A 13630-nucleotide genomic window follows, 5' to 3' on the forward strand; every position below is an offset into this window, starting at 1 on the left:
CCTTAACCGTCCCGGGGCACTTTGGACGCATTCCCTGGGCAAATCACGACGGCGGCCGGCGAGTCCGTGTCAAAGTGCCCCATTTCGGAGGGCCTCCGGGTGTCCAGAGCCGTGTTGGCGGCGTGAAACCTGGTTAGCTGCTGATGGCGGACTTCATTTCGTCATGCGCCTTCTTGCCGGCTTCTTCCGGCGACAGCCGCTCGAAGAGGACCTCCGAGGTGTAGCGCTTGATGATCTCCTGGATGGAGCCGGCGCCCTTCGGCGGAGCGGCCGGGGCCTCGCCGAGTTCGTCCTTGATCTGGTCGATGAACTTAACCACCTTGACGTCGGCCGGGGTCAGCTTAGGTTCAATCGCTGCACGGATTTCGGTATTCGGGTAGACACCGCGGTCGGCCAGGAGGGTCTCGCCGGCCTTGACGTTGTTCGCCAGGAAGTTAATGAACTTGGCCGTTTCCTCCGGGTGCTTGGTCCGCGAAGAGGCAGACCAGAACTGGGAAGCCTTGTACCAAAGGCCGGCGTCATCGGCCGAACCGGTCTTGGTGGGGAACCGAAGGATCTTTAGGTCGCCGCCCGAGGCCTTCTCCAGCGCCGGCGCCTGGTTGGACCACCAGAAAGCCATGGCGTTCTTGCCGGTCGCCAGCCCGCTCTGGTCCAGGGATGCAGCCTCGGCTTCGACCACTTCGGACGCGGACGGCACTGCCTTCTTCTCGCTGAGCTGCTTCAGGAACGCCCACCACTCGGCGATGTCGGCCGGTTCGAAGCCCAGCTTTCCGTCCGAGGTGTACAGGGACTTGTCGTTCTGCCGCAGCCACACACCAAGGGACGCCTCATCGGTTCCATAGGCAGCGGCACCGTAGGTGCCCTTCGGGGATTTTTCTGTGATTTCGGCGGCGATGCGTCCGAAGTCTTCCCACGTCCAGGTGGTGTCGTCCGGCAGCGGAACGCCGGCGGCTTCGAACACTGCGGGGTTGGCGAGGATGGTGGCCGCGTTGATGCCCGCGGCGATGCCCGTCAGCCCGTCTTCGCCCTTGCCGGCGTTCAGCGCCGCTTCATCGAGCTTTGAGGTGTCGATGTCGTACTTGGACAAGTCCAGGAGGGCGCCGCGACTGGAGTATTCGGTGATGTACTTTTCGTCCATCTGGATGATGTCCGGGGCATCGTTCGCTGCAACCTGCGTAGCCAGCTTGTCCCAGTAGCCGCTCCAGTCGCCGAACTCCGGCTTGATCTTGATGTTCGGGTTCTCGGCCTCGAACTGCTTGATCGCTTCCTGCGTCAGCTGGGCGCGCTTGTCGCCGCCCCACCAGGAGAACCGGAGTTCAACGGTGCCGTCGGCACTTTGCGGGGAACCGCCGCCGCAGGCGCTGAGGGCCATGACGACGGCGGCCGCCGCGGCGACAACGCCTGTCTTGCGGATGCGCCGGGCTGACTTGGAGGATTCGGCGGGCTGCTTGGCAGCTGAGGCAGAACGTGGGAAAAGCGGCACTTCGTGCTCCGATCTTCGTCGATCTTGATGCTGGGGATTTATCGGGGTGCGGGGCGTCAGGCTGAAGGGGCTCGACGGGAAAACGCTTTCTAGACCTAATGCTATAAGTGTGCGACTTGTAATACAAGATGTTTCTTGGGGAAGTTTCGGGGAGTCCGGGGACAGCTGAACGGCCCGCCGCAGGCGACGGGCCGTTCCATTACTGCAGTCCGGAAGCAGGTTTCCGGCGGGGCAGGCTCCAGGGCGGGGAGGTTTCCGGCCGGGGAGGGCCAGGCTGGGGCCTACTTGATGCCGGTGGTGGCAATGCCCTTGATGAGGAACCGCTGGCCGAAGAGGAAGACCAGGAAGACCGGCAGCAGGGACACGATGGACATCGCGAACAGCGAGCCCCAGCTGGTGGCGGACTGGGAGTCCACGAATGCGCGCAGGGCTACGGGGACGGTGAACATGTCCGGGTCCGTGAGGTAGATCAGGGCGCCGAAGAAGTCGTTCCAGGTCCAGATGAAGGTGAAGATGGTGGTGGTGGCCAGGGCCGGGACCATCAGCGGCAGGATCACCCGCAGGAAGATGCGCGGGTGGCCGGCACCGTCGATCCGGGCAGCCTCGTCCAGCTCGCGGGGGATGCCGCGGATGAACTGCACCATCAGGAAGACGAAGAACGCGTCCGTGGCGAGCAGTTTGGGCACCAGCAGCGGCCAGAAGGTGTTCACCCAGCCGATCTGCGAGAACAGGATGTACTGCGGCACGATGACCACGTGGAACGGCAGCATGATGGTCAGCAGCATGATGCCAAAGAACAGCTTCTTGCCCGTGAACTGCAGGCGGGCGAAGGCGTAAGCGGCCATGGAACAGGAGATCAGGTTCCCCAGGATCGAGCCGATCACCACAATCGCCGAGTTGATCATGTAGTGCCCGAACGGGTGGGTCAGGGCGGACCAGCCGTCGGTGTAGTTGGACATTTCCAGGCTGTTCAGCCACAGGCCGGGTTCACGGAAGATCAGCTCGTTGGGCCGCAGCGACGACACCACCATCCACAGGAGGGGGTAGATCATCAGGCCGCCGGCCAGGATCAGGATGCCGTGCTTCATCAGCGACTTGGTCCGCTGGGCCCGGCTGAAGGCCAGGGTGCCGCGGGACTCGCGGGGCTTGCGGTGGTTCGTAGGCTTGCCGGCTCCTGCGGACTTCTTGTCCGCGGCGGGCAGCGTCTCCAGGTTAGTCGTCATAGAAAACCCAATACTTAGAAGCGATGAAGTTGATGGCGGTGAAGGCGCCGATGATGACCAGCAGGAACCAGGCCATGGCGGAGGCGTAGCCCATGTCGAACTGGCCGAAGCCCTTTTGGTAGAGGTACAGGGTGAAGAACATGGTGGAATCCGAAGGGCCGCCGTTGCCGCCGGAGACGATGAACGCCTGCGTGAACGACTGGAACGAACCAATGATCTGCAGCACCAGGTTGAAGAAGATGATCGGGCTCAGCATCGGCATCGTGATGCGCCAGAACTGCTGGAGCGTGGTGGCGCCGTCCACCTTGGCGGCCTCGTAGTACATGGTGGGAATTTGCCGCAGGCCGGCCAGGAAAATGATCATCGGGGCACCGAACGTCCACACGTGCAGCAGGATGATGGACCCGAGCGCGGTGCTGGGGTCGGAGATCCAGCCCGGGCCCTGGATGCCGAACATGGCCAGGACCTGGTTGACCAGGCCGGTGGTGCCGAAGATCTGCTTCCACAGGATGGCCACGGCCACGGAGCCGCCCAGCAGGGACGGCAGGTAGAACACCGAACGGTAGAACGGCAGGCCGCGCAGGCCCTTGTCCAGGACCAGTGCGATCAGCAGCGCCACGGCCAGCTGCAGCGGGACTCCGATGAACACGTACGTAAAGGTCACGCCCAGCGAGTTGTGGAGCCGGGCGTCGGTGAGCATCCGGGTGAAGTTGTCCAGGCCGGTCCATTCCGGCGGCTGGAGGAGGTTGTAGTCCGTGAAGGACAGATAGAGGGACATCAGCATCGGCCCGACGGTGATGGCCACGAGGCCAACTAGCCACGGCAGCAGGAAGATGTAGGCGGCCTTGTTGTCGCGGCCGTTGGCCTTCTTCTCCTCGGCGGTGGCCTTGCCCTTCCGCCGGGTGATCGAGCTTAGTTCGCTGATGGCGCTCACTGCAGGTGCTCCGTCCATTGCGCTCCGGGTGCAGCTGGTATTCCTGCCGGGCGCGGGGCCCTGGGTATGAGTTTTGCGGCCATGTGGTCTCCTTTGGTCATCGTGGCCTCCACGTTTTTGCCATCGCCGGGGCGACGGTGGGGCAGCCGGAGCGCCGGCTCCCGGAGCAACCGTGAGTGGTGGCTGCGCGGGCTTCGGTCACCGCCGGCAATGCTGTCGAAAAAGCGGCTCCGTACCAAAGTAAACGGTTTCTTGACTCGTGTATAGCCCTTTGCTAATTTTTGAGAAAGCGTTTTCTGCAACGGGCATCACTCAACTGTAGGGCACCACCGAAGGGGCGGGACAATGAGGTTTCCTCTCAAGAAGTCAGTCATGGGAGCGGCCGCGGCGTCAGCATCCCTGGCGCCGGCCGTTACCGGCTGCGGGAGCAATCCGCAGCCCGGAAAGGTGGGCACGGTTGAGGACCCGGTAACCATCCGCTTCGCCTGGTGGGGCAACGACTCCCGCGCCAAGACAACGCTGGAGGTCATCAAGGACTTCGAGGCGGCGAACCCCACCATCAAGGTCCAGGGTGAGAACACCGAGTTCAGTTCCTGGGCGCACCGCTGATGCTGAAGGCAGGCATCACTCCCCTGCTGAAGGACACCCAGCAGAAGGAAACCGCCTACCTGGACAGGATCGCGGAAATGGACATCCAGCCGCCCAAACCGTTCCCGGCAGGTTCTTCATCCACGATGGAAGTTTTGAACCGTTACAACACGGATGTACTCTTCGGAAAGGTCTCACCCCGGGACGCCGCGAAGGGCGTTATCAACGAGGTCAATTCGAACCTGGGCTAACCCCTTCCGGCCGCGGCCGCTCCTGACCACGGCCGGACTACTCTGAAAACCCCACACCAGCAGACAGGAGGCAGGCAGTGGCACCTGAAACCAGCGGTCCCCGGCCAAGCGCCATCGCAGGCTACGAGGACTGGCCTGCCTATGTCCGCGATAATCCCCGTTACACCGCCGCCACCGCCGCATCCCAGGAAGTCGCGGACGCCCTCGGGGTCCCGGCAGTGCACGGCTCACCTCGGGTGACGGTGCAGTGGGAGGAAACGCACGACGGCGTCACCACCTCCCAGCTCAGCTGGCAGCTGGGCTTCGGGCCCAGGACTACGGCCTGGCTGGTGCGGCCGGCCGGCGAAACGGGCACCTTGCCCGGGGTACTGGCCCTGCACTGCCACGGCGGCAACAAGTTCGGCGGCGCGGACCGGCTGGTGGAGCTTCCGGACACCCATCCTTCCGCCGCCGCGGCACGGGCCGGCCACTACGATGGCCAGGCGCTGGCTACCGCCACGGCCCGCAACGGTTTTGCCGTGCTGGCCCACGATACGTTCGCGTGGGGCAGCCGGCGCTTCGACCTCTCCACTCCCCCATGGCGCACCGGCGCCGCGCTCGAGGCGCGGCGCGCGCAGTGGCGGGAGGACGGCGTCGTGCCTTCCGAAGCCGAGGACTACAACGCCGCCGCCGGCTTCCACGAGGACACTGTGGCCAAGACCGCGGGCCTGCTCGGCACCAGCCTGGCCGGCATGGTGGCCCACGATGACCTTGCGGCCCTCAACATCCTTGCGGGGCTTCCTGGAGTGGATCCGGACCGGCTGGGCTGCATCGGGTTCTCGGGCGGCGGCGGCAGGTCCCTGGCGCTGGCGGCCCTCAGCACGCACATCCGCGCCGCCGTGGTCGCGTGCATGATGACCACCTTCGACTCCCTGCTCCCCGCCTACCTGGACGCCCACTCCTGGCTGCTCCAGACCCCCGGACTTTGGAAACTTGGTGACTGGCCCGAACTGGCAACCCGCTCAAACGCCGCCTTCCTGGTGCAGTACGCCCTCGCCGACCCCCTGTTCCCCGAAGACGGGATGCGGGCAGCACACCAGGTTCTGGACGAACTGCACACCGACGCCACGTACACGGCCGGCTTCTGGCCCGGCGGCCACGTGTTCACCGCCGGGATGCAGGACGAGGCAATCACCTTCCTGGCATCAGCCTTGAAACCAACCCCGGATCCCGCTTTCTGACCCCTACCACCAGCCTGCAAGGACCCCTTGATGACTCAGCAAACCGCCACCGCGCCGCACGGCAACGGCGGCACCAGTACCGCGTCCCTTCCGCCCGCCGTCCCGCGCATCGCCCTGGTGGGCGTCCACGGCTTCGGCGAACGGCATTTGGCCAACCTTGCGCGGCTCGAGGAAGCCGGCGCCCTGGAACTCGTAGCCGTCGCTGACCCCAACCCGCCGGCACCGGGCAGGCTCAAGGACTCCGTGGCAGTATTCCCCAACCTGGAAGCCCTCCTGGCAGGCCGGCCGGACGCTGACGTCGTCATCCTGGCCACGCCCATCCAGACCCATGCACCGCTGGCCGCCGCCGCCCTGGCCGCCGGCAAGGACGTCTACGTGGAAAAGCCCCCGGTCGCCTCCCTTGCCCAGTTCACCGAAGTACTGAAGGCGGCGGAGGGCTCCGGCCGGCTGGTCCAGGTTGGTTTCCAGAGCCTTGGTTCGCATGCGCTGCCTGCCATCCGGCAGCTGGTTCGGTCCGGCGGCATCGGGGACGTCCTGGGGATCAGCGCCAAGGGCCAGTGGGTCCGGACCAAGGCCTACTTCAAGCGCTCGCGCTGGGCAGGAAGGCGCAGCCTGGACGGCACCGACGTGGTGGACGGCGTGGCCACCAATGCACTCGCGCACGCCGTGGTGACCGCCCTGAGCATCGCCGGGGCCCACACCCTGGCGGACCTCGCGTCCGTGGAAACCGACCTCTACCGCGCCCATGACACCGAAAGTGACGACACCTCCGTGATCCGGGTCCGGACCGCCAACGGCGCCACTGTGCTGTGCGGCCTCACCCTATGCGCACCCGAACAACTGGACCCGTCAGTGACGGTGCACGGCACCCAGGGTGAGGTCACGCTGTTCTATACGCGGGACGAAGTTGTCATCACAACCCCGGAGGGCGAGCGCCGCGAAACCCACAGCCGCACCGACCTGCTCGAGAACCTCCTGGCTGCACGGTCCACGGGCGTGCCGCTGCTCTGCCCGCTGCAGGACACCGGCGCCTTCACGCTGGTCCTCGAAGCGATCCGCAGGTTGCCTGCCCCGCAGGCCATCGGCCCGGAACACATCACCTGGGAGGGCGACGGCGACGACGCGCACCCCGTGGTGCACGGCATCGCCGACCTGATCGACCGGGCCGCCAAAGCGCAGGCCACCTTCGCCGAGCTCGGGGTCCCGTGGGCCCGCTCCCTGCCACCCGTCCGGTCGCTGACCGTCGACGGGACCACGGTGGCGGAGTACCAGGACGGCAGCCACATCCGGGCTGTCTCGTCACCCCGGCCCTACCTTCATCCCGTCCGGACCCTGGGCGGCACCGTGGTCACCGACCACCAGCCCCTGGACCACGTCTGGCACCTCGGGGTTGGTGTGGCTCTCCAGGACGTGGACGGCGTCAACTTCTGGGGTGGCCGCACCTACACCCGCGAGGCCGGGCAATACGTTTGGCGGCCCGACCACGGCAGCATCACGGTGGTTGAAACGCCGGTTGAACAGCCTGCCGCGGCTGCCGGCGCACCTGGCCGGCTGCAGGAACGCCTGGGCTGGAACGGCCCCGACGGCCGGCCCCTCCTCACGGAGGACCGCACCTGGACCTGGGCCGCCGCCGGACCGTCGGCGTGGCGCCTGTCCCTTACCTTCGCCCTCTCCCCTGCCGGGGACCGGCCCGTCAGCCTGGGCAGCCCGGGCTCCAACGGCCGCCACGAAGGCGGCTACGGCGGCTTCTTCTGGCGCCTGCCCGAGTGCGATGGCGCGCAGGTGTGGACACCTGCCGGCCGCGGCGAAGCAGCGGTCCACGGCAGCGTGACGCCCTGGCTCGCCTGGGCGGGAACGTTCGACGGCGGCACGTTCGACGGCGGGACGGGCGGCAGCGCGCGGGGCGGCGAAGCCACCCTGGTGTTCGTCGCTGCCGGGGATTCCACCGATCCATGGTTCGTCCGGGTGGACGGTTACCCGGGGGTGGGCCAGTCCCTCGCTTGGGACGCCCCCGTGATCGCTGAACCCGGTGCGCCGGTGCGCCGAAGCATCACCGTCCTTGTGGCCGACGGAATCCTGGCCACAGCCGATATCGAAGACTTGATCAACCAACTGGGGGACCTCTCATGACACAGACAACAGCCGCACCGCCACTGGGCGCACGGACCTCCCCGGCCTCCCTCGGGGACCGGGCAGCCAAGCGCCGGCGGGTCCTGGACATCCTCGACGCCGCGGGCAGGGACTCCCTGCTGCTGACCACCCACACGGCCCTGACCTGGTACCTCGACGGCAGCCGCGTCCACATCAGCCTCGCCGGCGATCCCATCGCCGCGGTGCTGGTGGACCGCGGCGGTGACCACCTGGTTACCTTCAACAACGAGGCCGGGCGCATCGAAGCCGAAGAGCTGCCCGCCGGGGTCTCCCTGCACACCGTGCCCTGGTACGGGAACCTGCACCAGGCTGCTGCCGCCGTCGGCCGCGCCATGGACGGGCAGGCCCCGTTGGCCGAGGCGGACGTGGCTGCCGAACTCCGGGCCGCCCGGCAGCAGCTGCTGCCCGGCGAAAGCGCCCGCTACGCCCGCCTCAGCGGCGAACTGGCTGCCATCATGACGGATGTGCTGTCCACAGCGCAGCCGGACACCACGGAGTTCGAACTTGTTTCGCAGCTCGCCGCACGGGTAGTGGCAGCGGGGGCCGAACCGCTGGTCCTGCTGTGCAACGGCAGTTCGCGCAGCGATTTCCGGCACCCCCTGGCCACCCACTCGCCCCTCGGCCGCCGCGCCATGGCCGTGGTGTGCGCACGCCGCGACGGGCTGGTCGCCAACATCACCCGCTGGGTCCGGTTCGACGCCGGCACCCCAGATGAGCTGGACGCCGAAGCCCGCATTGCTGCCGTGGAGGCGGACATCTTCGACGCCACCGTCCCCGGCGCCCGGCTGGACCGGATCTTTAGCGAGATCAAGGCCGCCTACCGGCGGCACGGCTTCGGCGCGGACCAGTGGGAACAGCACCACCAGGGCGGCCCTGCCGGTTACGCCGGCCGCGATCCCCGCGTCTCCGCATCCGTTACGGATACTGTGGTGCCGGGCCAGACCTTCACCTGGAACCCCTCCGGCCCCGCCGTCAAGATCGAGGACACCGTGCAGCTCACGGAGTCCGGCCTGCAGGTCCTCACGGTTGACCCGCGCTGGCCGGTGACCACGGTCAACGGGCTGCAGCGGCCGGTCACCCTCCAGCTCTAGCCCGGGAAGTGCGACGGCGTCACGCCAGGCAGGCTTTTGGCGCACCGCAGGTGCCGCTTCCCCGGCAAACCGGGCCGCCGCCGTCGTCCGCTTCCCAAAAGCGTGCCGTGCGTGACGCGTTGACGGGCTTCAGAATCAGGACAAACAACCAACCCCGGAACCTGAAGGGTTCCGGGGTTGGTTGTTTTTGGGAGCGAAGGCTCAGCCTCCGGCTACGGAAGCTGCAGTTCGCCGTCCACCCGGCGCGGGATGCCCAGCGGGTTGCTTTCGTGCAGCGCCGGGTGCAGGACGGATTCCGGGGCGTCCTGGTAGGCGACCGGACGCTGGAACCTGCGGACCGCTGTCGCGCCTACCGAGGTGAACAGCGACGTCGTGGCCGGGTACGGTCCGCCGTGCTGCTGGGCCCAGGTGACGGCCACGCCGGTGGGCCAGCCGGCAAACAGGACCCGCCCTGCAAGTCCGGAGAGCTGCTCCACCAGCGCGGCGGTGTCTTCGCCGGGCTGGGCGTGCAGGGTGGCGGTGAGGCTGCCCGGCACCTTGGCCAGGACCGCTGACAGTTCGGCCTGGTCCGCATATTCGATCAGCATGGTGGTGGGCCCAAAGCACTCCTCGAGCAGCTGTTCCGGGCGTTCAAGTACCTTGGCGGCGGTGGTGGCGAACACCACGGGTGCCGCGCCGTTCGCCGCCGCATCCTGGTCCACGGTGCCGCTGACGACGTCGACGCCCTCCACGGACGCGAAGCTGCGGAGCCCGTCCGGGTAGGCCTCGGCGATCCTGCTGGTCAGCATGGCGTGGGCCGGCTTGTCCTTGCTGACCTCCGCTACCTCGGCAGCAAACGATGTTCCAGCCGGGATGAAGACCAGGCCGGGTTTGGTGCAGAACTGGCCGGCGCCGAGCGTGAAGGACCCTGCCAGGCCCGCCGCGAGTTCGCTGCTGCGCCCGGCCAGTGCGGCCGCGGTGATGACCACGGGGTTGAGGCTGCCCAGTTCACCATAGAACGGAATGGGATCCGGGCGTGAGGTGGCGAGGTCGAACAGCGCCCGGCCGCAGGGGATGGAACCGGTGAAGCCCACAGCCTTGATGGCGGGGTCCTGGACCAGCGCGGTGCCCACTTCACGGCCGCTGACCAGCGCGAACAGGCCCTCGGGCGCTCCGGCAAAGCGCAGGGCGTCGGCCATGATTTCGGCGGTCCGCTCGGACAGCCGCACGTGGCCGGAGTGGGCCTTGACGATGACGGAGCAGCCCACCGCAAGGGCGGATGCAGTGTCGCCGCCGGCCACCGAGAAGGCGAACGGGAAGTTCGACGCCGAGAAGACCGCCACCGGCCCGATCGGCCGGAGGATCCGGCGGAGGTCGGGCTTGGGCGGAGTTGCGGCCGGGTCCCCGTGGTCGATGACGGCTTCGAGGTAGGAGCCCTCGGTGATCACGCGGGCGAAGAGCCGCAGCTGGCCGGTGGTCCGGGCCACCTCGCCGGTGAGCCGCACGGACCCCAGGCTGGTCTCCGAGTCCGCGATCTCCACGAGCTCCGCGGCGTTGGCGTCCAGCGCGTCAGCCACGGCGGTGAGCCAGGCAGCCCGCTCGGCATCCGGGGCGGCCGCGGAAATCCTCGCCGCCTCCGTTGCGGCGGCGGTGAGTTCGGACAGGGAAAGCGTTGCAGTTGTCACGTCGGGTACCTGTTCGTTTGTTGGGAGTTTTATGGTCAGAGCCCGTCCCGGAACCGGAAGCCAAGTCCAGGCTGGTCGGTCAGGGCCACCCGGCTGTCGCTGAACCGCACCGGCGACGGGCCGGCCAGGATGCCGAGCTGCTCGAAGGAGGCGTCCTCGACGTCCTCCACCATGGTGGGTTCGGCGAGGGTGAGCGCGAGCTGTCCGGACAGTTCCGGAAGCAGGTGCGGCAATACGCGGATGCTGTTGGTCCGTGCCAGCTCCACGATCCGCCGGAACGGGGTGATCCCGCCGACCCGGATGATGTTGGGCTGGATGATGTCCACCGCTTCGGCCTCGATGAAATCGCGGAACCGGTAGATGGTGTGCAGGTTTTCGCCGAGGGCGATGGGGACTGGTGAGTGCTTCCGCAGCCTGCGGTAGGCCCAGAGGTCGTCGGCGCGGATGGGCTCCTCCAGCCACTCCAGCCCAAATCCGGACAGGACGTCCAGGGCACGGAGGGTGGTGGGGAGGTCCCAGCGCTGGTTCGCGTCGATCATGAGCCGGCGGTGCGGGCCCAGGACGGAGCGGACCGCTTCCACCCGCTCGTAGTCCTCGCGCAGGTCAGGCTTGCCCACCTTGATCTTCACGGCCTGGTGCCCGGCGGCGACCCACCGCCGGGTCTGCTCCACGAGCTCGTCCAGGGTGTAATGCAGGTTCACACCGGAGCCGTAGACCTCCGCAGAGCCCTGCCGCTGGCCCAGGAGCCCGGTGACGGAGGTGCCGGCGTTCCGGGCGTGCAGGTCCCAGAGGGCAAGGTCGACGCCGGCCATCGCGATGGTGGTCAGCCCGCCACCGCCTGCCTCATGCAGGCGCTTCCATACTGCATCCCAGACGGTCTCTGCATTGGCCGGCAGCCCGGTGACAAACGGTGCGATGTCATAGTCCAGCAGCGCCTTGACGGCCTGCGGGCCGATGGTGGGTGTCCAGGAGAAACCGTGGCCCGCGCTGCCGTCGTCCGTCTGGATCCCGGTGACGATCACGTGGTTTTCCGGCGCCTCCGCCCCCCAGTGCCGGCGCAGCGGCACGGTGAGCAGGCGGGTGGAAAGGCCTGTGATCCGGGGTACGGTCCGGACGGCCTCGGGCGCGGGAGCGCTCATCAGCGGCCGGCCAGCTCGTAGCCCTTGGCGAGGATGGCCTTGAGCTCCACGAGTTGTTCCTCGGTGGGATCGGTCAGCGGGGCGCGGACAGAGCCTACGGGCAGGCCGCCCAGGCGGAGTCCGGCCTTGATCAGTGAAACGCCGAAGCCGGGGGTCTGGTCGCGGAGCCGGACCAGGGGTGCGTAGAAGCCTTCGAGAAGGGCGCTGCGGCGGTCCTCGTCGCCGGAGACGTAGGCGTTGTAGTAGGCCTTGGCAATCTCGGGTGCCATGGCGAACGCGGCCGAGGAGTACAGCGGGATGCCGAGGCCCCGGTAGGCGCCCTGCGTCAGTTCGGCCGTGAGCAGGCCGTTGAAGAAGGCGAAGTCGTCGCGGCCTGCTGCCTTGACTGCGGAGACGATTTCCTGCGCGAGTCCGACGTCGCCCAGGCCGTCCTTGAAGCCGACCACCTTGGGGTTGGCGGCGAGCCGTGCCATGGACGCGGCGGTGAACTTTGCGTTGCCGCGGTGGTAGACGATGACCGGCAGGCTGCTGGCGCCGGCCACGGCCTCGATGTAGGCAACCAGCCCGTCCTGCGGGCCGGTGACCAGGTAGGGCGGCAACACCAGGAGGGCGTCCGCGCCGGCTTCCCCGGCAGTCTTGGCGGCGGCGAGGGCGTGGCCCAGCGGTCCGCCCGCACCGGCCACCACGGGCACCTTTCCGGCCACAACCTCGACAGCGGCGCGCACCACGGTGCGGACCTCGTCGATGCTGAGGGCATGGAATTCGCCGGTGCCGCAGGCGGGGAACACGCCGCCGGGGCCGAACGGCAGCCGCGAGGCGATGTGCTCCTTGAGGAGGTCAACGTCCACCGTGCCTTCTGGCGTGAACGGGGTAACAGGGAAGAACAGGACTCCGTCGAATTTCATGGTGTCTCCTTGGATCCGCTGCCGGCAGTCACCAGGGCGGAGGTCTCGTCGTTGAGGGTGGTTTTAAGTTCGGTACGCCAGGTGCGCTTGGGCTGCCAGCCCAGCAGTTCCTGTGCCTTGGCAATGGAGAACGCGGGACTGGTTCCGGTGAGCCCGGCGCTGATGGCCTCGCTGCCGGGCAGGAACCGTGGCATCAGTTCCGCCAGCGGTGCGGTGGCCAGGGCGTCCGGCGCGCCGACGAAGAAGGTTTCGCCGTTCGGGATGGAGTCCATCCTGGCCAGCAGCAGGTCCAGGAACTCCGCCACATCCCGGGCGTCCACGTAGTTGAACAGGGCGGGGGCGGAGAGGGCGGGGTCGGCGAGCCGCTCGGCCAGGGTGTGGCCCTGCTGGGTGGGGGCGCCTTCCCACTCTTCCGGGGAGATCACGAAGCAGGGGCGGAAGGCCGCGTAGCGGATCTTCTCCCCCTGGGCCGCGGCGAACATCTGGACTGTCTGCTCCGCGATCAGCTTGGACAGGGCATACGCGTTCCATGGCTTTGGCGGGGTCCGCTCATCCAGCGGGAACGACGGCGGCAGCCAGCCGGCGGGTGAGCCGTAGCCAAGGACGGTGGGGCTGCTGGCCGTGATGATCTTCCGCACCCCGACTTCGGTTGCCGCGCTGATGACGGCGAAGGCGAGCCGGGTGTTCGTGGCGAAGATGACGTCCTCGGGCGCGCTGAACGGGACAGCGATCGCGGCAAGGTGGATGACGGCGTCGGGCCGTGTTTCCCGGAGAAGGCGCAGGGCCTCGCCTGGTGCCAGGAGGTCCACGGTTTCCTGGACTGCGCCGGCCGGGAGCTGCCCGGCCGGCACGGCGTCGCGGTCCACGGAGATGACGTGATGGCCGGCTTCGGCGAGTCCCGCCACAACGCTGCGTCCCAGCCGGCCGGAGCCACCGGTGACAAAGATCCTGCTCATAGTGTTTTCCTTAGGGTCTGGTGGT

Annotated in this window: 12 protein-coding genes; 5 read left to right on the top strand and 7 right to left on the bottom strand. The window is 67.7% G+C overall.

Going from position 1 to position 13630, the window contains the following annotated elements; all coding sequences use genetic code 11:
- Positions 1-133: 133 nt before the first annotated feature.
- The 3 genes from ACYQ1Z_RS16305 to ACYQ1Z_RS16315 form a co-directional block, all read right to left on the bottom strand.
- A complete protein-coding gene (locus ACYQ1Z_RS16305) occupies positions 134-1483 on the bottom strand; it encodes an ABC transporter substrate-binding protein (RefSeq protein ID WP_459793593.1) in 1350 nt (449 codons plus the stop codon).
- Positions 1484-1764: 281 nt separating this feature from the next.
- Positions 1765-2706 carry a carbohydrate ABC transporter permease gene (locus ACYQ1Z_RS16310; protein ID WP_459793594.1) on the bottom strand — a complete coding sequence of 314 codons (942 nt, stop codon included), beginning with the start codon at positions 2704-2706 and terminating at the stop codon, positions 1765-1767.
- A complete protein-coding gene (locus tag ACYQ1Z_RS16315; protein WP_459793595.1) occupies positions 2696-3640 on the bottom strand; it encodes a carbohydrate ABC transporter permease in 945 nt (314 codons plus the stop codon). Before ACYQ1Z_RS16315 ends, ACYQ1Z_RS16310 begins: the two co-directional genes overlap by 11 nt.
- 345 nt (positions 3641-3985) lie before the next feature.
- Here ACYQ1Z_RS16315 and ACYQ1Z_RS16320 point away from each other — a divergent pair, with 345 nt between their 5' ends.
- The 5 genes from ACYQ1Z_RS16320 to ACYQ1Z_RS16340 all read left to right on the top strand — a co-directional run bounded on the left by ACYQ1Z_RS16320 (position 3986) and on the right by ACYQ1Z_RS16340 (position 8941).
- Positions 3986-4249 (top strand): hypothetical protein, encoded by a 264-nt coding sequence (locus ACYQ1Z_RS16320; protein ID WP_459793596.1) that lies wholly within the window; start codon positions 3986-3988, stop codon positions 4247-4249.
- Positions 4249-4479 (top strand): hypothetical protein, encoded by a 231-nt coding sequence (locus ACYQ1Z_RS16325; protein WP_459793597.1) that lies wholly within the window; start codon positions 4249-4251, stop codon positions 4477-4479. Before ACYQ1Z_RS16320 ends, ACYQ1Z_RS16325 begins: the two co-directional genes overlap by 1 nt.
- A 77-nt stretch (positions 4480-4556) precedes the next feature.
- A complete protein-coding gene (locus ACYQ1Z_RS16330; protein WP_459793598.1) occupies positions 4557-5699 on the top strand; it encodes an acetylxylan esterase in 1143 nt (380 codons plus the stop codon).
- A 30-nt stretch (positions 5700-5729) separates the two neighbouring features.
- Complete coding sequence (locus tag ACYQ1Z_RS16335) at positions 5730-7829, top strand: DUF6807 family protein (protein WP_459793599.1); 2100 nt, start codon at positions 5730-5732, stop codon at positions 7827-7829.
- Positions 7826-8941, top strand: coding sequence for a M24 family metallopeptidase (locus ACYQ1Z_RS16340; RefSeq protein WP_459793600.1), 1116 nt, complete (start codon positions 7826-7828; stop codon positions 8939-8941). Before ACYQ1Z_RS16335 ends, ACYQ1Z_RS16340 begins: the two co-directional genes overlap by 4 nt.
- A gap of 212 nt (positions 8942-9153) precedes the next feature.
- Here the strand turns inward: ACYQ1Z_RS16340 and ACYQ1Z_RS16345 are convergent, their stop codons facing one another.
- From ACYQ1Z_RS16345 to ACYQ1Z_RS16360, 4 genes are read right to left on the bottom strand one after another with little or no spacing between them, the layout of a single operon-like run.
- Positions 9154-10605, bottom strand: coding sequence for an aldehyde dehydrogenase (NADP(+)) (locus ACYQ1Z_RS16345; RefSeq protein ID WP_459793601.1), 1452 nt, complete (start codon positions 10603-10605; stop codon positions 9154-9156).
- 35 nt (positions 10606-10640) lie between these two features.
- Entirely contained in the window at positions 10641-11744 is a 1104-nt protein-coding gene (locus ACYQ1Z_RS16350; protein ID WP_459793602.1) for a mandelate racemase/muconate lactonizing enzyme family protein, read from the bottom strand.
- Positions 11744-12649 carry a 5-dehydro-4-deoxyglucarate dehydratase gene (locus tag ACYQ1Z_RS16355; protein ID WP_459793603.1) on the bottom strand — a complete coding sequence of 302 codons (906 nt, stop codon included), beginning with the start codon at positions 12647-12649 and terminating at the stop codon, positions 11744-11746. Before ACYQ1Z_RS16355 ends, ACYQ1Z_RS16350 begins: the two co-directional genes overlap by 1 nt.
- Positions 12646-13605: an NAD-dependent epimerase/dehydratase family protein gene (locus tag ACYQ1Z_RS16360; protein ID WP_459793604.1), complete on the bottom strand. Its 960-nt coding sequence runs from the start codon at positions 13603-13605 to the stop codon at positions 12646-12648. Before ACYQ1Z_RS16360 ends, ACYQ1Z_RS16355 begins: the two co-directional genes overlap by 4 nt.
- Between the last annotated feature and the right edge of the window lie 25 nt (positions 13606-13630).

This window comes from Arthrobacter sp. AD-310 (genome assembly GCF_054656615.1).